The 20,726-nt window shown below is 67.6% G+C and carries 15 protein-coding genes; 9 read left to right on the top strand and 6 right to left on the bottom strand.

Annotation, left to right across the window (positions count from 1 at the left end):
• Positions 1-9: 9 nt before the first annotated feature.
• Entirely contained in the window at positions 10-1,824 is a 1,815-nt protein-coding gene (locus tag ABUE11_RS02775) for a DUF294 nucleotidyltransferase-like domain-containing protein (protein ID WP_367067539.1), read from the top strand.
• 19 nt (positions 1,825-1,843) lie between these two features.
• Complete coding sequence (locus ABUE11_RS02780; RefSeq protein WP_367067540.1) at positions 1,844-2,509, top strand: 3'-5' exonuclease; 666 nt, start codon at positions 1,844-1,846, stop codon at positions 2,507-2,509.
• Positions 2,510-2,609: 100 nt separating this feature from the next.
• Here the strand turns inward: ABUE11_RS02780 and ABUE11_RS02785 are convergent, their stop codons facing one another.
• Positions 2,610-4,346, bottom strand: coding sequence for a cation acetate symporter (locus tag ABUE11_RS02785; RefSeq protein ID WP_367067541.1), 1,737 nt, complete (start codon positions 4,344-4,346; stop codon positions 2,610-2,612).
• The gene (locus tag ABUE11_RS02790) at positions 4,343-4,651 is read right to left on the bottom strand and encodes a DUF485 domain-containing protein (protein ID WP_367067543.1); all 309 of its coding nucleotides are present in this window, start codon (positions 4,649-4,651) and stop codon (positions 4,343-4,345) included. The genes ABUE11_RS02785 and ABUE11_RS02790 overlap by 4 nt, the downstream gene beginning before the upstream one ends.
• Before the next feature lie 314 nt (positions 4,652-4,965).
• Here ABUE11_RS02790 and ABUE11_RS02795 point away from each other — a divergent pair, with 314 nt between their 5' ends.
• Both ABUE11_RS02795 and ABUE11_RS02800 read left to right on the top strand, forming a co-directional pair.
• A complete protein-coding gene (locus ABUE11_RS02795; RefSeq protein ID WP_367067544.1) occupies positions 4,966-6,648 on the top strand; it encodes an MFS transporter in 1,683 nt (560 codons plus the stop codon).
• A gap of 216 nt (positions 6,649-6,864) precedes the next feature.
• Entirely contained in the window at positions 6,865-7,881 is a 1,017-nt protein-coding gene (locus ABUE11_RS02800; protein ID WP_367067545.1) for a porin, read from the top strand.
• A gap of 149 nt (positions 7,882-8,030) precedes the next feature.
• Here the strand turns inward: ABUE11_RS02800 and ABUE11_RS02805 are convergent, their stop codons facing one another.
• A complete protein-coding gene (locus tag ABUE11_RS02805) occupies positions 8,031-9,143 on the bottom strand; it encodes an ABC transporter substrate-binding protein (protein ID WP_367067546.1) in 1,113 nt (370 codons plus the stop codon).
• A 121-nt stretch (positions 9,144-9,264) separates the two neighbouring features.
• On the opposite strand from ABUE11_RS02805, the gene uvrA reads away from it, so the two are divergent.
• Positions 9,265-15,102, top strand: a complete 5,838-nt coding sequence (gene uvrA, locus ABUE11_RS02810; RefSeq protein WP_367067547.1) for an excinuclease ABC subunit UvrA — start codon at positions 9,265-9,267, stop codon at positions 15,100-15,102.
• Between the two features lie 2 nt (positions 15,103-15,104).
• On the opposite strand, the gene ABUE11_RS02815 is transcribed toward uvrA, so the two are convergent.
• The 3 genes from ABUE11_RS02815 to ABUE11_RS02825 are packed head-to-tail and all read right to left on the bottom strand — an operon-like array spanning position 15,105 to position 16,334.
• Positions 15,105-15,449 carry a carboxymuconolactone decarboxylase family protein gene (locus tag ABUE11_RS02815; RefSeq protein ID WP_367067549.1) on the bottom strand — a complete coding sequence of 115 codons (345 nt, stop codon included), beginning with the start codon at positions 15,447-15,449 and terminating at the stop codon, positions 15,105-15,107.
• A 17-nt stretch (positions 15,450-15,466) separates the two neighbouring features.
• Positions 15,467-15,925, bottom strand: a complete 459-nt coding sequence (locus ABUE11_RS02820; RefSeq protein WP_367067551.1) for a carboxymuconolactone decarboxylase family protein — start codon at positions 15,923-15,925, stop codon at positions 15,467-15,469.
• Positions 15,926-15,944: 19 nt separating this feature from the next.
• Positions 15,945-16,334 (bottom strand): DUF488 family protein, encoded by a 390-nt coding sequence (locus ABUE11_RS02825; protein WP_367068730.1) that lies wholly within the window; start codon positions 16,332-16,334, stop codon positions 15,945-15,947.
• A 132-nt stretch (positions 16,335-16,466) separates the two neighbouring features.
• Between ABUE11_RS02825 and pyrC the strand changes: the two genes are divergently transcribed.
• The 4 genes from pyrC to htpX all read left to right on the top strand — a co-directional run bounded on the left by pyrC (position 16,467) and on the right by htpX (position 20,691).
• A complete protein-coding gene (gene pyrC / locus ABUE11_RS02830; protein ID WP_367067552.1) occupies positions 16,467-17,510 on the top strand; it encodes a dihydroorotase in 1,044 nt (347 codons plus the stop codon).
• Positions 17,511-17,557: 47 nt separating this feature from the next.
• On the top strand, positions 17,558-18,946 hold the full coding sequence (locus tag ABUE11_RS02835; protein WP_367067554.1) for an NYN domain-containing protein: 1,389 nt from the start codon (positions 17,558-17,560) through the stop codon (positions 18,944-18,946).
• Between the two features lie 3 nt (positions 18,947-18,949).
• Positions 18,950-19,699 carry a DUF3025 domain-containing protein gene (locus ABUE11_RS02840; protein WP_367067556.1) on the top strand — a complete coding sequence of 250 codons (750 nt, stop codon included), beginning with the start codon at positions 18,950-18,952 and terminating at the stop codon, positions 19,697-19,699.
• 119 nt (positions 19,700-19,818) lie between these two features.
• Positions 19,819-20,691, top strand: coding sequence for a protease HtpX (htpX, locus tag ABUE11_RS02845; protein WP_367067558.1), 873 nt, complete (start codon positions 19,819-19,821; stop codon positions 20,689-20,691).
• Positions 20,692-20,726: the final 35 nt, after the last annotated feature.

Here is a 20,726-nt window from a genome sequence, read left to right on the forward strand (position 1 = left end):
ATCGGGCGCATGCCCAACGCCTTCAACTTCTCCGCCTCGCCGTTCGACTGCCTGAGCCCCGAGGAGCAGGCCCTGGTCCGCGATAGCGTGGACATCGCCTACTACCCCGAGGGGGCCGTGGTGCTCGACGTGGGGGATGCGCCCGAGCATCTGTTCGTCATCATCAAGGGCTTTGTCACGCAGACCGAGGGCGAGGAGGTGCTGGCCACATATGGGCCCGACGACTGTTTCGACGGCCGCGGCCTGGTGGCGGGCCGCGTCAGCAGCCGCTTCACCGTGGCCGAGGAGCTTGTCGCCTACCAACTCGCGCGCGCCACGGTCAAGGAGCTGATCGCGCGCAACCGCGGCTTCGGCGCGCTGCTGTTTTCCGACCTCGGGCAGAAGCTCAGCACCCTGGCGCAGCGCGCCGAGCAGCACGAGATGCAGTCGCTCACGCTCGCGCGCGTGGACCAGGCGTTTCTGCGCCCGGCCCATGTGGTCGATGCGGGCACGGACATCGTCTCCGTGGTGCGCGTGTTCCAGGAGCAGCGCACGACCAGCGTGCTGGTCAGCGGCCTGCCCGATGGCCTGGGCATCTTCTCCAACACCACGCTGCAGCGCGCCATCCTCGACGGCCGGCCGCTCACGCAGATCACCGTGGGTGAGCTTGCCAGCCACCCGCTGGTCACCGTGCGTGCCGGCGACCAGCTGGGCGACGCCATGGCCCTGCTGCTGCGCGCGCGCGTGCACCGGCTGGCGGTGCTGGGCGACGACGACCGGGTGCTGGGCATTCTCGAGGCGCTGGACCTGTTCAGCTTCCTAGCCAACCAGTCGCACCTGATCACGGTGCACATCGAGCAGGCGCGCGACCTGGCCGCGCTCGAGCAGGCCGCGGCCCAGGTCACGCGCCTGGTTTCGGTGTTGCACCGCAGCGGCACGCGCATCGCGCTGGTGGCGCAGCTGGTGCAGCAGCTCAATGCGCGGCTGTTCGAGCGCGCCTGGCAGATGATTGCCCCACCCGATCTGCTGGCCAACAGCTGTCTGTTCGTCATGGGCAGCGAGGGGCGCGGCGAGCAGCTCTTGAAGACCGACCAGGACAACGGCCTGCTGCTGCGCGACGGCTACGCGCCGCCGGCCGACCTGCAGGCCATCTGCGAGCGCTTTTCCGAGGCGCTGGCGCGCTTTGGCTACCCCGAATGCCCGGGCCACATCATGGTCAGCAACCCGGCCTGGCGCGGCACGGTGAGCGAGTTTGGCGACCGTGCGCGCGGCTGGCTGCTCAGGCCCGAGGGCGACAGCCTGATGAACCTGGCCATCTTTCTGGACGCGCACGCCGTCGCCGGCGACGCGCAGCTGCTGGCGGCGGTGCGCCAGCGGCTGTTCCAGCTGGGCGCCGAGAACGACGCGCTGATCGCCCGCTTCGCGCTGGCCATCGACGCCTTCGGCAGCCCCGCGGGCTGGTGGGGCCGGCTGCTGGGCATCGAGGACGTGACGCTCGTCAACCTCAAGAAGGCGGGCATCTTCCCCATCGTTCACGGCGTGCGCAGCCTGGCGCTGGCGCGGCGCATCACGGCCACGAGCACGGCCGAGCGCATTGCCGCGCTGCAGGGCGAGGGCCAGCTCGACCCGGAGCTGGGCCAGGAGCTGCTGCAGGGCCTGCACTTCCTCATGGAGCTGCGCCTGCAGGCCGGCCTCGACGAGCTGGAAATGCAGCGCAGCGTGACCGGCAATGTCGACCCGGCCAGACTCACCAGCCTGCAGCGCGACCTGCTCAAGGACACGCTGTCCGTGGTCAAGCGCTTCAAGGCCTTCCTGCACCAGCGCCTGCGCATGGACGCGGTATGAGCACCGTGGAGACCCTGCGATGAGCCGGCATTACAGCAATCTGGCGCCGCTGTGGTGGGAGCGGCTGCGCCGCTGGTGGCTGGTCTACCACCTGGGCGAGCCGGAGTTTTCCTACATGTTCGACCCGCCGCCGCACGACGAATGGGTGGCGCTCGATTGCGAGACCACGGGCCTGAACACCCGCAGCGACGAGATCATCTCCGTGGGCGCGGTGCGCATCGTGGGCGAGCGCATCCTGACAAGTGAGCGCCTGGAGCTGCTCATCCGCCCGGAAAAGGGCGTGAGCGCCGACAGCGTGCGCATCCACCGCCTGCGCGAGCGTGACGTGGCCGGTGGCCTGCCCAAGGACGAGGCCATGCGCCGGCTCATGCGCTTCATCGGCAGCCGGCCGCTTGTCGGCTACTACCTCGAGTTCGATGTGGCCATGCTCAACCGCGCCATCTGGCCTCTGCTGGGCATGGGCCTGCCGCAGCAGAAGATCGAGGTGTCGGCCATGTACTACGACTACAAGTTCCGCCAGCTGCCGCCCTACCAGCAGCAGGCCAATGCCGATATCGACCTGCGCTTTGCCACCCTCATGCAGGACCTGCGGCTGCCCGAGCGCGAGGCCCACGACGCACTCAACGATGCCGTGATGGCGGCCATGGCCTTCATCAAGCTGCGGCGCCTGCGCCGCGAGGCCTGACCCCAGGCGCAAGGCACTGGGCGCTGCACAAGAAAAAGCCGGGCCCTGGGGCCCGGCTTGGCGGGGGCTTTCACGCCCCTCCCTCTGTTGTGTGGATCGCTCAGTGGCCCGATGCACCTGCGGCGCCCAGACCGGTTTCGGAGCGCACCTGCTGCGCCGGGAAGGCCTCGCGGTCCTGCTTGGCGCGGGCGCTGTTGTCGGTGATCGAGAACAGCCACACGCCCACGAAGCCGATGACCATGGAGAACAGGGCCGGCGACGAGTAGGGGAACAGGGCCGAGCCCGCGGGGTTGCCCAGCGTGGCCTCCCACACCGAGGGCGACACGATGGTCAGGCCCACGGAGGAGATCAGGCCCATGAAGCCGCCGATCACCGCGCCGCGCGTGGTGCAGTTCTTCCACAGGATGGACAGGATCAGTGCCGGGAAGTTGGCCGAGGCGGCGATCGCGAAGGCCAGCGACACCATGAAGGCGATGTTCTGCTTCTCGAAGGCAATGCCCAGCAGCACGGCGATCACGCCCAGGGCCAGGGTGGTCATGCGCGAGACCTTGAGCTCGGACGCGCTGTCGGCCTTGCCGCCCTTGATCACGGTGGAGTACAGGTCGTGCGACACGGCCGAGGCGCCCGACAGCGTCAGGCCCGCAACCACGGCCAGGATGGTGGCAAAGGCCACGGCGGAGATGAAGCCGTAGAAGATGTTGCCGCCCACGCTCTTGGCCACCAGCACCGCGGCCATGTTGGCCGTGCCCGCGCCGCCGTGGATCACGCCCTTGACGGTGTCGGCCATCTCGGGGTTGGTCAGCACCATGGTGATGGCGCCAAAGCCGATGATGAAGATCAGCACGTAGAAGTAGCCGATCCACACCGTGGCCCAGCCCACGGACTTGCGTGCCTCCTTGGCGTTGGGCACGGTGAAGAAGCGCATCAGGATGTGGGGCAGACCTGCGGTGCCGAACATCAGTGCCATGCCGAAGGAAATGGCCGAGATCGGATCCTTGATGAAGCCGCCCGGGCCCATGATGGCCAGGCCGGCCTTGGCAGCCTCCTCGGGTGTCTTGCCGGTGTTGGCGGCGATCTGCGTGCGCACCTCCACGCCCTTGGCGAACAGCGCCTCGGGGCTGAAGCCGTAGTTGGCCAGGACCATGAAGGCCATGAAGGTCACGCCGGCCAGCAGCAGGCAGGCCTTGATGATCTGCACCCAGGTGGTGGCCGTCATGCCGCCGAACAGCACGTAGACCATCATCAGCGCGCCGACGATGACCACCGCCACCCAGTACTCCAGGCCGAACAGCAGCTTGATGAGCTGGCCCGCGCCGACCATCTGCGCGATCAGGTAGAACGCCACCACGATCAGCGTGCCCGAGGCCGCGAAGATGCGGATGGGCGCCTGTGCGAAGCGGTAGCCTGCCACGTCGGCAAAGGTGAACTTGCCCAGGTTGCGCAGCCGGTCGGCCATCAGGAAGGTGATGATGGGCCAGCCCACGAGGAAGCCGATGGAGTAGATCAGCCCGTCATAGCCCGAGGCCATCACGGCCGCGGAGATGCCCAGGAAGGACGCGGCCGACATGTAGTCGCCCGCGATCGCCAGGCCGTTCTGAAAGCCCGTGATGCCGCCGCCCGCGGTGTAGAAGTCGGCGGCCGAGCGGGTCTTGGAGGCGGCCCACTTCGTGATCCACAGCGTGGCGACCACGAAGACGGCGAACATGATGATGGCCGTCCAGTTGGTCTCCTGCTTGGCGGCTTCGCCCAGGTCGCCACCTGCGGCATGGGCCAGGCCTGTGGCGGCGAGGCCGGCGAGGGCCAGCGCGGCGCTGGCAAATGTCTGTGCGCGCTTCATTTGGTGACGTCCTTCAGGATTTCTTCGGTCAGTGCGTCGAACTTGCTGTTGGCGACGTGCACGTAGTACACGGTGATGATGATCGTGAACACGATCACGCCCATGCCGATGGGAATCCCCAGCGACGTCACGCCCGCGCCAATGGGCTTGGCGAGGAAGGGCTTGTCGAAGGCGATCAGTCCGATGTAGCCGTAGTACACGACCAGCATCAGTATCGTCAGGACGATGCCGAGCGGGTTGCGCCTGGCGCGCAGCTCCTGGTACTTCGGGTGGCGTTGAATCTTCTCAACGACGGGGTCAGTCATGCTTGTCTCCTTGGGTGATGCGTCATGCAAGGCTGTGATGCGATGCACAAACGGGGCGGATTCTGCGAAGCACGACTGACCAAATGCTTACGCGCTGCAATGCAGCAATTTCGCGCCATTTGCGGTGTTTTGCCCCATATTTCGCATCAAAAAAAGATGGCTACGGGTTTCTTCCTGGGTTGTAAGCCTGCGTTCAGATTGGCGTCAGCTTGCGTAAGAAAGGCGTCAGCGCGCCGTCAGTCGGGACGCAGATAGTGGGATGACAGGCACTTGTAAGTGCCTGTGATTCCAAACGAAATAGACAGGAGACAACAATGTCAATCAGCGCTACACAGGGCGCGGGCATCAAGGTGGCCGCAGGGCCCATGACGCCCGAGGAACGCAAGGTGATCCTCGCGTCTTCCCTCGGAACGGTGTTCGAGTGGTACGACTTCTACCTCTACGGCTCGCTCGCGGCCATCATCGCCAAGCAGTTCTTTGCCGGCCTCGATCCCACCTCGGCCTTCATCTTCGCCCTGCTGGCGTTTGCCGCGGGCTTCATCGTCCGGCCCTTTGGCGCGCTGTTCTTCGGCCGCTTGGGCGATCTGATCGGCCGCAAGTACACCTTCCTGGTCACCATCCTGATCATGGGCCTCTCGACCTTCATCGTCGGGGTGCTGCCCAACTACGCCAGCATCGGCGTGGCAGCGCCGGTGATCCTCATCATCCTGCGCCTTCTGCAGGGCCTGGCGCTCGGCGGTGAGTATGGCGGCGCCGCCACCTACGTGGCCGAGCACGCCCCCAACGGCAAGCGCGGCGCCTACACGGCCTGGATCCAGACCACGGCCACCATGGGCCTGTTCCTGTCGCTGCTGGTGATCCTGGGCACGCGCACCATCACCGGCGAGGCCGTGTTCAACGACTGGGGCTGGCGCATTCCCTTCCTGGTGTCCATCCTGCTGCTGGGCATCTCGGTGTGGATCCGCATGCAGCTGTCCGAGTCGCCGGCCTTCCGCAAGATGAAGGCCGAAGGCAAGACCTCCAAGGCGCCGCTGGCGGAGTCCTTCGGTCAGTGGAAGAACCTGAAGATCGTGCTGATCGCCCTGTTCGGCCTCACGGCCGGTCAGGCCGTGGTCTGGTACACGGGCCAGTTCTACGCGCTGTTCTTCCTGACGCAGCAGCTCAAGGTCGATGCGGTGACGGCCAATCTCATGATTGCCGCGGCGCTGCTGATCGGCACTCCGTTCTTCCTGGTGTTCGGCTCGCTGTCCGACAGGATAGGCCGCAAGAGCATCATCATGCTGGGCTGCGCGCTGGCCATCGTGACCTACTTCCCCGTGTTCAAGGCGCTGACCGTGGCCGCCAACCCGGATCTGGCAGCGGCCCAGGCCCACAGCAAGGTGGTGGTGGTGGCCGACCCGAAGGAATGCTCGTTCCAGTTCAACCCCACGGGCACGGCCAAGTTCACGAGCTCCTGCGACATCGCCAAGCAGGTGCTGGCCGCCAGCTCGGTCAGCTATGACAACGAAGAGGCGCCCGCCGGAACGCCCGCCGTCATCAAGATCGGCGACGACGTGATCCCCAGCTACACGAGCAAGGGCATTTCCGCCGACGAGGCCAAGGCCAAGGATGCTGAGTTCAAGAAGGCCGTGGCAGACACCCTGAAGGCCGATGGCTATCCCACCAAGGCCGACCCCGCCAAGATGAACAAGGTGATGATGGTCGTCATCCTGACCTATCTGGTGATCTTGGTGACCATGGTCTATGGCCCCATTGCCGCCATGCTGGTGGAACTGTTCCCCACGCGCATCCGCTACACCTCGATGAGCCTGCCGTACCACATCGGCAACGGCTGGTTCGGCGGCCTGCTGCCTACCATGTCGTTCGCCATCGTGGCCCAGACCGGCAACATGTACAACGGCCTGTGGTACCCCATCATCGTGGCCGGCATGACCCTGGTGATCGGCATGCTGTTCCTGCGCGAGACCAAGGACGTGGACATCTACGCCAACGACTGACCCTGGGGGCCCGCATGGGCCCTCTTCGACGCAACGACAGCCCCGCCAGCGCGGGGCTGTTGTTTTAAAGCGTCATTTCATGGGGTAAACGAGGTGCTTATTGCCCGCCCGCTCCTAGAATTTGGGCTGTAGGAGCGCATGGGTTTCGTTGGTCATATGCCTGTCACTCACAGTGCTTACTACTCCTGATAGACACGAACATTCAAGGACATCCCCATGCATAAAGCCAATCGCCTTCTGCTCGCCACCCTGGCACTGGTCGGCACCTCCGCCGTTTTCGCCCAAAGCAGCGTCACGCTGTACGGCCGTGTGAACACCACCGTGGAACACCAGAAGGACGGCGACACCAAGGTCACCGGCCTGTTCAACAACGCCTCGCGCTTTGGCATCAAGGGCACGGAAGACCTGGGCGGTGGCCTGAAGGCGGGTTTTGCGCTCGAGAGCGGTTTCGCTTCCGACACGGGTGCCGGCACGGGCTGGCCCGGCCTGGCGAGCAGCGGCAGCGGCATCAACTTCGGTCGTCAGAGCGAAGTGAACCTGTCGGGTGGTTTCGGCATGGTGCGCCTGGGCAACTTCACGCCCGAGTCCTACTACGCCACGGCCGACTATGTCAGCATGCACAACCATGACACCGGCTCGTCTTCCGACGCGCTGTACTACGACCCGGTGTGGTTCGGCGGCCTGGGCACCAAGAACAAGATCGGTTACCGCACCCCCAGCTTCGGTGGTCTGACGGTTGACGCCGCCGTGCTGATGCACGAGAAGGCTGCCGGTACCAACGACAAGTACGGCTACGACCTGGCTGCCAACTACAACATGGGTCCCCTGCACCTGGGCGCCGGCTACAGCTATGTGGACAGCAACTACCAGGTTGCCCTGCGCGCCCTGTACACCTTCGGTCAGTTCACCGTGGGTGGCTACTACCAGCGCAACAAGGACGACAACCAGTTCGGCGCCGGCGCCGGCACGCGCAACAACTTCCGCCTGTCGGGCATGTATGCCCTGGGTGCCTCCGAGTTCCACGTGAACGTGGGCCGTGCCAACTCCTGGAGCAAGGTCAACGATTCGGCCGCCACGCAGTGGACCCTGGGCTACAACTACAACCTGAGCAAGCGCACCAAGGTCTACACCTTCTACACCCGCGTGAACAACGGCAATAACTCCGCCGTCAACGTGTCGAACAGCGGCGACGACTTCAGCTCCTTCGCCCTGGGCGTGCGCCACAACTTCTGATTCACGGCAGCGCGAGCTGCTCGGGGCGCGGATTGGAGTCATCCAGTCCGGTGCCTGAATCTACAAAGGCCTCACATGCGAATGTGAGGCCTTTTTTTGTCCGCAGGCCTGGGGGGCGGCGGCACGTCCTTGCCGCCCCATGCGGCAGGTCAGCGACGGAACTTGCCGTCCGCGCTGATGATCGACAGGTCCGCGAAGTCCAGGCCCGTATGCTCGCCTGCGTCGTAGGAGAGCTGCAGGCCGCCCAGGTCGAAATGCTGAATGGATTCCAGGGCCGTGCGGATCTTGTCGCGCGTGGGCTTGGCCCCGGCGCGGCGCAGGCCTTCGACCAGCACCTTGGCCGCGGCAAAGCCCTCGAGCATCGCGGGGCTGACCTCGCCCTGGCCGCTGGCCTTGTTCAGCTCGATGGCTTCGCGCACCAGGGGGTAGGCCAGGCTGCGCTCGTTGGGATAGACCTGGGACACGATGACGCCGCGCGCATGCTCGCCCAGGCTCTTGATGAAGCCGGTCGACGCATTGTTCGACAGTGTGACGAGCTGCGCCGTCGAGCCCGCCTTGCGCAGCGCGGCATAGCCATCGACCACGGTGGTGCCCGAGCCGATGATCATCACGGCCTGGGCCTGCGCCTGGGCGATCTTGGTGGCCAGGGGGGCGAAGTCGGGCTGGCTGCGATTGAACTTTTCCAGCACCACGGGTTGCAGCTTGGCGTGGGCCAGACCCTTTTGCGCACCGGCCACACCGTCGGCGCCGAAGCTGTCGTCGGCATAGAGCACGGCGATGCGCTCCGTGCCCAGTGTGGCCAGGTGGGTCATGGCCTTTTCGGCCTCACGCTGGTAAGTGGCGCGAACGTTGAAGACGTTCTTGCGCACGGGCTGGTGCAGCACCATGGCGCCCGTGGAGGGGCCCACGAGGGCGACGCCATGCCGATCCAGGTGCGGGATGATGGCCTCGGTGTGCGGCGTGCCGCGCGTGAGGAACATGACATCGACCTTCTTGTCCTCGATGAGCACGCGGGCATTCTCGCCGGCCGTCTTGGGGTCGAACTTGTCGTCCATGGTGATCAGCTCGATCTTCTGTCCATGGACGCCCCCCTTGGCGTTCACGGCGTCGATGTAGAGCCTGGCGCCGGCCGCCGTTTCCTGCACGCCCGCGCCCACGACGCCCGAAAAGCCGGCGGTCTGACCCACGAGGATCTGCGCCTGGGCCGTGCCCAGCATGGTTCCAAATACCAGGGCTCCCCCCCACTTTTGCCATGTCTGCATGGTTTCGTTCCTTTGCTTACGTTAGCAATTGTTTGAAAGCGGTCCGCAGTCTAACGGACACGGGCGCAAATGACATATGTGAATCCCTAGAATGTTCGGCCCCACCGCAGAAACACCGGCCATGACTCAGGGACTGATACGCATCCACGGCGCGCGCCAGCACAACCTCAAGAACCTCGACCTGGACATCCGCACGGGCGAGCTCACCGTGGTCACGGGCCCGAGCGGCTCGGGCAAGTCCAGCCTGGTGTTCGACACGCTGTACGCCGAGGGCCAGCGCCGCTACGTGGAGACCTTCAGCGCCTACGCGCGCCAGTTCCTCGACCGCATGGACAAGCCGGCCGTGGACCGGGTGGAGGGCGTGCCGCCGGCCATTGCCATCGACCAGACCAATCCCGTGCGCAGCTCGCGCTCCACCGTGGGCACGATGACCGAGCTCAACGACCACCTGAAGCTGCTGTTCGCGCGCGCCGGCCAACTGTTCGACCGCAGGACGGCCCAGCCCGTGCGCCACGACTCGCCGGACACGATTTACGCCGAGCTGCAGCGCAGGTGCCAGGAAGAGGGCGACCCGCGCATCGTGCTGACCTTTCCCGTGGAGCTGCCCGCCGGCATCAGCGCCGAGCAGCTCGAGCAATGGCTGTCCGCGAGCGGCTTCACCAAGGTGCAGGCCGAGCGCGAGCACGAAGGCCGCAAGCTGCTCGACGTGGTGGCCGACCGTTTTCGGATGGGCAACGCCGAGCGCGCACGCGTGGTCGAGGCCATAGAGGTCGCGCTCAGGCGCGGCGGCGGGCGGCTCAACGTCTATCGCCTGCAGGGTGAGGGCGAGCCCGAGGTGTGGCGCTTCTCCACCGGCCTGCATTGCCCCGACAGCGACCTGCGCTATGCCGAGCCCATTGCCTCCATGTTCTCGTTCAACTCGGCCGTGGGCGCCTGCGACAGCTGCCGCGGCTTTGGCCGCGTGATCGGCGTGGACTGGGGGCTGGTGATCCCGAACGACAGGCTCACGCTGCGCGCCGGCGCCATCAAGCCGATACAGACGCCGGCCTGGAAGGAATGCCAGGACGACCTGATGCGCCACGCCGAGGCCGCGGGCATTCCGCGCGACACGCCCTGGTACAAGCTCACGGCCGAGCAGCGGCACTGGGTCATAGAGGGCACGCCCGGCTTCAGGGAGGGCAACTGGAACAAGCAGTGGTATGGCATACGCCGCTTCTTCGCCTACCTGGAGAGCAAGGCCTACAAGATGCACATCCGCGTGCTGCTGTCCAAGTACCGCAGCTACACGCCCTGCCCGGCCTGCGCGGGCGCGCGCCTGAAGACCGAGAGCCTGCTGTGGCGCGTGGGCAGCAAGCAGGACGCGGACGCCGTGCTGGCGCCCGAGAGCCGCTTCATGCCCCAGGGTGTGGACTGGAGCCGCGCGCAGCTGGAGGCGCTGCCGGGCCTGTGCCTGCACGACCTGATGCTGCTGCCCATCGAGCGGCTGCGGCGGTTCTTTCAGCGCCTGGGGGGCACCCCGACAACCCCGCACCCCGACCCTCTCCCCCTGGGGGGAGAGGGAGAAAGGCAGGCGCTCAGGCTGCTGCACGAGGAAATCTCCACGCGCCTCAAATACCTCTGCGACGTGGGCATCGGCTACCTCACGCTCGACCGCCAGAGTCGCACGCTCTCCGGCGGCGAGGTGCAGCGCATCAACCTGACCACGGCCCTGGGCACCAGCCTGGTGAACACGCTGTTCGTGCTCGACGAACCCAGCATAGGCCTGCACCCGCGCGACATGGAGCGCATCAACCAGGCCATGCTGCGCCTGCGCGACGCGGGCAACACCCTGGTGGTGGTCGAGCATGACCCGGCCGTGATGCTCGCGGCCGACCGCATCATCGACATGGGGCCGGGCCCGGGCGAGCGCGGCGGCCAGATCGTCTTCGACGGCACGGTGGACGCGCTGCGCCGCGCGCCCACGCTCACGGGTGAGTACCTGGGCGGGCACAGGCAGATCGGCACGGGCCTCAAGCGCATGGTGACGCAGGCCACGCCGCGCCTCATCCTCGAGGGCGCGCGCGAGCACAACCTGCAGGACGTGAGCGTGGAATTCCCGCTGCAGCGCCTGGTCACCGTCACCGGCGTGTCGGGCTCGGGCAAGTCCACGCTGATCCAGGACATTCTGGCGCCCGCGCTGATGCGCCACTTCGGCAAGGCCACCGAGGCGCCGGGCGCGCATGGGCGCCTGCTGGGCGCGGACCACCTGAGCGACGTGGTGTTCGTGGACCAGTCGCCCATAGGCAAGACGGCGCGCTCCAACCCCGTGAGCTATGTGGGCGCCTGGGACGCGATACGCGAGCTGTTCGCCGTGGCGCCGCTGGCGCACGAGCGCGGCTACACCGCAGCCAAGTTCAGCTTCAACTCGGGCGACGGGCGCTGCCCGACCTGCGGCGGCTCGGGCTTCGAGCATGTGGAGATGCAGTTCCTGTCCGACGTCTACCTGCGCTGCCCCGACTGCGACGGCCGGCGCTACCGGCCCGAGGTGCTGGAGGTGCGCATTGAGCGCGCGGGCCGGCTGCTCTCCGTGGCCCAGGTGCTCGAGCTCACGGTGCACGAGGCCGCGCAGGTCTTCGCCAAGGACCGCGAGGTGCTGCGCGCCCTGCAGCCCATCGTGGACGTCGGCCTCGAATACGTGAGGCTCGGCCAGCCCGTGCCCACGCTCTCGGGCGGCGAGGCGCAGCGGCTCAAGCTTGCGGGCTTTCTGGCCGAGGCCGCCAAGAGCCAGGCCAAATCGCGCCAGGCGCTAGCGCGCAAGGGCACGCTGTTCCTGTTCGACGAGCCCACCACGGGCCTGCATTTCGACGACATCGCCAAGCTCATGCGCGCGCTGCGCAAGCTGCTGGACGCGGGCCATTCGCTCATCGTCATCGAGCACAACCTGGACGTGATCGCCGCCTCCGACTGGCTCATAGACCTGGGCCCCGAGGGCGGCGACGCCGGCGGGCAGCTGGTGGCCGAGGGCCCGCCCGAGGAGGTGCGCCAGCACCCGCGCTCGCACACCGGCGCGGCGCTGCGCGCCTGGGCGCAGGCGCTGGGCGAGGGCGGCCATGCGGTGCACGATGGCGCGCTGCCCTCCTACTCCCTCTCCCGCGTGCGGGAGAGGGCAGGGGTGAGGGTGCTGGAGGCGGGCGCCGGCCCTCACCCCAGCCCTCTCCCCGAGGGAGAGGGAGCAGCGGCCGACGCCATCCAGATCGTGAACGCGCGCGAGCACAACCTGCGCCACCTGAACGTGGACATACCGCGCGGCCGGTTCAACGTCATCACCGGCGTCTCGGGCTCGGGCAAGTCCACGCTGGCCTTCGACATCCTGTTCAACGAGGGCCAGCGCCGCTACCTGGAAAGCCTCAACGCCTACGCACGCTCCATCGTCCAGCCCGCGGGCCGGCCCGAGGTCGATGCCGTCTACGGCATACCGCCCACCGTGGCCATAGAGCAGCGCCTGTCGCGCGGCGGGCGCAAGAGCACCGTGGGCACGACCACCGAGGTCTGGCATTTCCTGCGCCTGTTGTACGTGAAGCTCGGCGTGCAGCATTGCGTGCACGACGGCGCGGCCGTGCAGCCGCAGAGCGCGGACAGCATCGCGGCGCAGCTGCTGCGCGACTATCGCGGCCGGCACATCGGCCTGCTCGCGCCGCTGGTCGTGAACCGCAAGGGCGTCTACACCGAGCTCGCAGACTGGGCGCGCCCGCGCGGCTACACGCATCTGCGCGTGGACGGCAACTTTCTGCCGACCACGGGCTTTCCGCGCATAGACCGCTTCAAGGAACACACCATAGAGCTGCCCGTGGCCAGCCTGGAGGTTTCGGCCGCGCAAGAGGACGCGCTGCGCCTGCAACTGGCCAAGGCGCTGGAGCTGGGCAAGGGCGTGGTCCATGTGCTCGGCGAGCTCGAGGGCCTGGAGCAGGCGCTGCAGGAGGGCGCGCCCACGGCCCATATCGGGCGCCTGCAGGTGTTCTCCACCAGGCGCGCCTGCCCGACATGCGCGACCAGCTACACCGAGCTCGACCCGCGCCTGTTCTCCTACAACAGCAAGCATGGCTGGTGCCCGGACTGTGTGGGCACGGGCGTGCGCCTGACCCGGGAGCAGCGCAAGGTGTTCGACGACTCGGTGCAGTCCGACGACCGCGGGCGCGAGCAGACCTTTGCCGAGCCCGAGGTCGAGGACCTGACCGACCAGGCCTGCGCGAGCTGCGGCGGCACGCGCCTGAACCCCGTGGCGCGCGCCGTGCTGTTTGCCGGCACCAGCATCACCGCGGTGGCCCAGCTGTCCGTGGCCGAGGTGCGCCAGTGGATCGCGGGGCTGCAGCTATCCGGCCGCGAGGCGGAGATCGCGCGCGACCTGATTCCGGAGATCCAGAGCCGGCTCGAGTTCCTCGAGGAGGTCGGCCTGTCCTACCTCACGCTCGACCGCGGCGCGCCCACGCTCTCGGGCGGCGAGGCCCAGCGCATACGCCTGGCCGCGCAGCTCGGCAGCAACCTGCAGGGCGTGTGCTACGTGCTCGACGAGCCCACCATAGGCCTGCACGCGCGCGACAACCAGATCCTGCTGAACGCGCTGCACAAGCTCGGCGACAAGGGCAACACCCTGGTCGTGGTCGAGCATGACGAGGACACCATACGCCGCGCCGACCACATCATCGACATCGGGCCCAGCGCCGGCAAGCGCGGCGGGCGCCTGGTGGCACAGGGCAGCGTGGCCGACCTGCAGGCGGCCGAAGATTCGCAGACCGGCCGCTACCTGCTGCACGCCATGCGCCACCCGCTCAAGCCGCGGCGCCCCGTAGATGCTATCAAAACGGAAGCTGAAGGCGCGCATGTGGCAAGCGTCAAAGGCCAAAAAGACGCAGATCCGCAGCGCTGGCTCACCGTGCTCGGCGCGCATCTGCACAACCTGCAGCAGGTGGACCTGCGCCTGCCGCTCGCGCGCCTGGTGGCCGTCACGGGCGTATCCGGCTCGGGCAAGTCCACGCTGGCGCGCGACGTGCTGCTGGCCAACGTGGCGGCCTGGGTGGGCCAGCGCGCCACCAAGGCCGGGCGCGAGGCCATGGACGCGGGCGGCGCGCCGCCGCTCGTGGGTTGCCGGGGCCTGGCGGGCTTCGAGACCGTGGACCGCGTGCTCGAGGTGGACCAGACACCCATAGGCAAGACGCCGCGCAGCTGCCCCGCCACCTACATCGGCTTCTGGGACACCATACGCCGGCTGTTTGCCGAGACCCTGGAGGCCAAGGCGCGCGGCTACGCGCCCGGGCGCTTCTCCTTCAACACCGGCGCGGGGCGCTGCCCCGGCTGCGAGGGCCAGGGCCTGCGCACCATCGCCATGAGCTTTCTGCCCGACGTCAAGGTGCCCTGCGAGGTCTGCCACGGCGCACGCTTCAACCCCGAGACCCTGGCCGTCACCTGGCGCGGCAGGAACATCGGCGAGGTGCTGCAGATGGAGGTGGACGAGGCCGTGGACTTCTTCGCCAGCATGCCCGCCATCGCCCACCCGCTGCAGCTCCTGAAGGACGTGGGCCTGGGCTACCTCACGCTGGGCCAGCCCAGCCCCACGCTGTCGGGCGGCGAGGCGCAGCGCATCAAGCTCGTGACCGAGCTCACCAAGGTGCGCGACGAGGTCGGACGGCGCGGCCAGAAGGCGCCGCACACGCTCTACGTGCTCGACGAGCCCACCGTGGGCCTGCACATGGCCGACGTGCACAAACTCATCGCCGTGCTGCACCGCCTGGTCGATGGCGGCCACAGCGTGGTCGTCATCGAGCATGACCTGGACGTGATCGCCGAGGCCGACTGGATCATCGACCTGGGCCCCGAGGGCGGCAAGGACGGCGGAACCATCGTCGGCGCGGCCACGCCCGAGGAGCTGGTGCTGCTGGGCACGCACACGGGGCGGGCGCTCGCGCCCGTGCTGGCGCGCGCCTGAGCTCAGCCGCTTGCGCGGCCGTGCGCGTGCATCTGGTCGATGGCCAGCGCCGAATGCGCAAAGGCGCCACCCGCGCGCATCTCGGCCGCGACCCAGATGGCCTCCATGATCTGCGCCTCGCTGGCGCCGGCCTTGAGCGCGCCATCCGTGTGGCCGCGTATGCAGTACGGGCATTGCGTGACATGGGCCACGGCAACGGCGATCAGCTGCTTGGTGCGCGCGTCCAGCTCGCCCTCGGCAAAGACCGCGGCGCTGAACGCGCGAAACGCCTCCAGCTGCTTTGGCGCGAGCTCGCGCCGCTTGCGTGCGATGTCGGCGCTGCTGCTCGGGAACATGGCTTGGTCCATGGCGTCGTCCTCCTGCGTCAATGCGTGCCGGGCTGGTAGCTGCCGGCCTCGGTGCGAAATGCCACCGACAGCCGGTTCCAGCCATTGATGGCGATGATGGCCAGCGTCAGGTCCACCAGCGACCTGTCGTCGAACTCGGCGCGCGCCTGCGCGTACACCTCATCGGGCACCTGCTGATCCCTGAGCAGCGTCACGGCCTCGGTCCAGGCCAGCGCGGCGCGCTCGCGCGGCGTGTAGCAGGGCGCCTCGCGCCAGGCGGGCAGCAGGTACAGGCGCTGCTCGCTCTCGCCCGCGGCGCGGGCGTCCTTGGTGTGCATGTCCAGGCAGAAGGCGCAGCCGTTGAGCTGCGATGCGCGCGTCTTCACGAGCTCAAGCAAGCCGTGCTCCAGGCCGCTGGTGCGCGCGTGCTGCTCCAGCGCGAGCATGGCCGCAAAGCCCTTGGGCGAGGCGTTCTTGTAGTCCAGGCGTTGCGTCATCGAGAGCCTCCTTGTGTCATCACCGCGTGGCGTCCAGTCCGCCGGGCTGCAGCAGAAAGCCGCGCATGGCGACGGCGTTGTTCACCGTCTCGTCATGCGCGCCATACACCAGCGTCACCACGCCATGGCGCGCGCGCTCGCACAGCTGCGCCCAGGCCTCGGGCTGCTCGCGCAGCTCGGCCGCGTAGCGGCGGCGAAACTCCTCCCACAGCGCGGGGTCGTGGTTGAACCACTGGCGCAGCGCGGTACTGGGCGCGAGCGCCTTGGGCCAGTCGGCGAGCGCCAGTGCCTCCTTCTTCACGCCGCGCGGCCACAGCCGGTCGATGAGGATGCGCGCGCCGTCCTCCGGGGCCGGCGGCTCGTAGGCGCGCTTGATGCGCACATGGTGCGCGGGAATGGTCTTGTCCATGGTCACGGTGCGGTGCACAGAGTCCGACACGCGGTCAGGATACGCGCCGGCGCGGCCTCGGTGGCCGGCATGGGTATTGGCGCCGGCGCGCACGCGGCGCCGCCATGGGCCGCCAATGGGACAATCACGCCCATGACCGCCACCACCGACACCCTGACCATCACCCGCCCCGACGACTGGCACCTGCATGTGCGCGACGGCGAGCCCCTGCTGACCGTCGTGCCGCACACCGCCGCGCAGTTCGGCCGCGCCATCATCATGCCCAACCTGCGCCCGCCCGTGACCACGGCGCAGCAGGCGCTGGCCTACAAGCAGCGCATCCTGGCCGCCGTGCCCGAGGGGCTGCAGTTCGAGCCCCTGATGACGCTCTACCTCACCGACAACCTGCCGCCCGAGGAAATCGCCCGGGCCAAGGCCGCCGGCGTGGTCGCGCTCAAGCTCTACCCGGCCGGCGCCACCACCAACAGCGACGCCGGCGTGACCGAGCTGCGCAAGACCTACAAGACCCTGGAGGCCATGCAGAAGGCCGGCCTGCTGCTGCTGGTGCATGGCGAGGTGACGAGCAGCGACATCGACCTGTTCGACCGCGAGGCCGTGTTCATCGAGCGCCAGCTGATCCCGCTGCGCCGCGACTTCCCCGAGCTCAAGATCGTCTTCGAGCACATCACCACCCGCGAGGCTGCGCAGTACGTGATGGACAGCGACGCCCACACCGCCGCCACCATTACCGCGCACCACCTGCTGTACAACCGCAACGCCATCTTCACGGGCGGCATACGCCCGCATTACTACTGCCTGCCGGTCCTGAAGCGCGAGACGCACCGCCAGGCCCTGGTGCAGGCGGCGACCAGCGGCTCACCGAAGTTCTTCCTGGGCACCGACAGCGCCCCGCACCCCGCCCACCTCAAGGAGCACGCCACGGGCTGCGCCGGCTGCTACACCGCGCACGCCGCCATCGAGATGTACGCCGAGGCCTTCGACAACGCCGGCGCGCTGGACCGGCTCGAGGCCTTCGCCAGCTTCCACGGCCCGGCCTTCTACGGCCTGCCGCGCAACCAGGGCCGGATCACCCTGCGCCGCGAAAGCTGGACCCCGCCCGACAGCTTCCCCTTCGGCGAGGCGGACTTGAAGCCCCTGCGCGCAGGCGAGCCGCTGCCGTGGCGGCTGGTGGGGTGATCTCCGTGGGTCATGGCGAAGCCGCAGTCGGGGTCAGGACCCTGGCGGTGTTCATCGATGCAGACAATCTCAATGAACCCACGGCGCTGGATCATGTGCTGACCGATCTGCGTCAGCGCGCCGAACGCGTCCTCTACAGGCGCGCCTACGGCCGGGCCGAGAGCCTCAAGGGCATCGAGTCCGTGCTGTCGCGTCACGGCGTGCGTCCCGTGGCCAACATGGTGGTCAATAAAGTCACGACCGACAGCGCTCTGGTCATCGATGCGGTCGAGGCGGTCTGCACCAACAAGATCGATGCGGTGGCCATCTGCTCCGGCGATGCCGATTTCGTCCCTCTTGCCACCTGGCTGCGGGAGAAGGGCTGCCTGGTGTGGTGTTTCAGCCTGGCCGACCGGATTTTTGCCAACCCTGAGAGCTTTTACGACGACGTCGCGGTGCTGGAGGTGGTGGAGCCGCCGCCGGAGCCCGTCGTCACGGTCGATGAGCGGGCGGTCATTCCGCAGGCACCACCGTTGACGGCAATTCCCGCTGCACCGGCGAGCGCCATGTCACCGGCGAATCTGGTGGAGCAGGTGCTGACCGTCTTTCCCGCCTTGCGCGACGGGCAAGCGCAACATCTCAACCAGGTGGTGGCGGCATTGCGTCAGGCCGGTGTGCTGGGCACGGGGGCCAAGACGACAAACTGGTTCAAGCAGCATGCGCCGGCGTTTCGCCTGTACCCCGATCCAGCGCCCAATCGCATCGTCTACGTCGGGCAGATGCCGTTGCGGGAGGGAGCGAGCGCGCTGCCTGCTGTCCCGGAAACACAGCCTGCAGTCGACAAGGCAGTTGTTCTGCGTCGGAACACCGGGCTGTTGCTGCTGCTGCGCAAGGCCGTGGCAGCCGCACAGGATGGCAGTGGCTGGGCCACCGTCAGTGCCGTGCGTCTGCAATTGGGTGGCAAGGCGAGCTTTGACGTCCGCGCGCATGGCTTCCCGACACTGACAAAACTGCTGGAGGCCACGGCCGAGTTCGAGTTGCGCGACGCAGGTACGCCTCAAGTAGCGGTACGAGCCAACCCGCAGACCACGGCGCCGGTGGCCACCCCGACGCCTGCGAACACCACTTCGCCGTCGACAGGGGTGTTGGCATGGCCGAGTACCCAGCGGAGGCAGGCGTCCCGGCCCTTGCCCGTGCCGCTGCATGCGTTGCGCTCCGTCTTGCTGCAGGTGGCCGCACAGCGGGTGGGACGTGAAGAAGTGCTCAGGATGGTTCCCGAACTGGCATCGGGCCTGCCATGCGCGCTCAGCGCGGTGGCCGGGCGCTTGCGCGAAGGGGGGCAGTTGCACCGTTCACAGTCGGCCTTGCGCATACTGGAGCGCTTCCCGCGTCATTTCGAGGTCAACCTTGATCGCCATCCCCAGAGCGTGCGCTATCTGGATCGCCAGTTGGGTTGAACCATGCTCACCATCGACTGGCAGCGCCCCTGGCTCGCGCCGCTGGCCGCGCTGGGCCAGAGCGCGGCAGCGCGGGTGCTGGCCGGTGCCAGCGTGGCCGAGACGCTCAATGCGCTCATCGACATGGGCGCCGCCCCGGACCCTGGCGTGCGCTTCGTGCCCCAGGCGGCGCTGCCGCCGGGCATGGCCTATGAGCAGTTCATCCATGCCGAGGGCCACGTCCCCACGCGCGACAACCTGCATGATTTCTTCAACGGACTGGTCTGGCTGCATTACCCGGCCACCAAGCGCCGCTTCAACCGGCTGCAGGCCCAGGTGATCGCGGCCGAGGGCGTGGGTGCGCGGCGCGGGCCGGTGCGCGATGCGCTCACGCTGTTCGACGAGAACGGCGCCCTGCTGCTGGCGCCGCCCGCGCTGCATGCGGCGCTGGCCGCGCGCCAGTGGCGCAGACTGTTTGTCGAACTGCGCCCGCTGTGGCGCGATGCGCGCCTGCTGCTCCTGGGCCATGCGCTGATGGAAAAGCTGGTTCAGCCTAGAAAACCGATCACAGCCCATGTCTATCAAGCGCGAGCAGCTATTGAATCAGGAGTGGCTGTGGGCGACTGGCTGGCCGCCGACCTCGACGCCGCCCACCTGGCTGCCAAGCCCTTTCACCCCCTGCCGGTGCTGGGTGTGCCGGGCTGGTGGCCCGAGAACGAGAACTTTTGCTTTTATGATGACTCTCTCGTTTTCCGCGGCGCGCGCACCACATAAGCCCACAGGCCAACACACAACAGGCGCGCTTGAAGCGCCGTGTCCCATCCCCATTTCCATGTCTGCCCACGCGCTCACCAGCCGCGGGTGGCCCGTATTCCTGTTCGGAGAAACCTTCGATGAAACGCATTGCGCTTTTTTTGCTGACCAACGTCGCCGTGGTGGTGGTGCTGGGCATCGTCGCCAGCCTGCTGGGCGTGAACCGCTACCTCACGGCCAATGGCCTGAACCTCGGGGCGCTGCTCGGCTTCGCCTTCGTCATGGGCTTTGGCGGCGCCATCATCTCGCTCTTGATGAGCAAGCCCATCGCCAAGATGAGCATGGGCGTGAAGATCATCAATCAGCCGCAGAGCCAGGACGAGGCCTGGATCGTCGAGACCGTGCGCGGCTTTGCCGACAAGGCCGGCATCCAGATGCCCGAGGTCGGCATCTACGAGGGTGAGCCCAACGCCTTCGCCACGGGCGCGTTCAAGAACTCGGCCCTGGTGGCCGTGTCCACGGGCCTGCTGCAGGGCATGACGCGCGAGGAGGTCGAGGCCGTCATCGGCCACGAGGTGGCCCACGTGGCCAATGGCGACATGGTCACCATGGCGCTGATCCAGGGCGTGATGAACACCTTCGTGGTCTTTCTGTCGCGCGTCATCGGCTACGCGGTGGACAGCTTTCTGCGCCGTAACGACGAGGAAAGCTCCGGCCCCGGCATCGGCTACATGGTGACGACCATCGTGCTCGACATCGTGCTCGGTTTTCTCGCGGCCATCATCGTGGCCTGGTTCTCGCGCCAGCGCGAGTTCCGCGCCGACGCCGGCGCCGCCCAGCTCATGGGCCGTCGCCAGCCCATGATCAACGCGCTGCACCGCCTGGGCGGCATGCACCCCGGTGCGCTGCCGCAGAGCATGCAGGCCATGGGCATTGCGGGCGGCATCGGCAAGCTGTTCTCCTCGCACCCTCCCATCGAGGAGCGCGTGGCCGCGCTGCAGAACCTGCACTGAGTTCACTGAGCGCCATCTTTACCTTGGCTTCACAA

The sequence above is a fragment of the Oryzisolibacter sp. LB2S genome, assembly GCF_040732315.1.
Lineage (GTDB): Bacteria > Pseudomonadota > Gammaproteobacteria > Burkholderiales > Burkholderiaceae_C > Alicycliphilus > Alicycliphilus soli.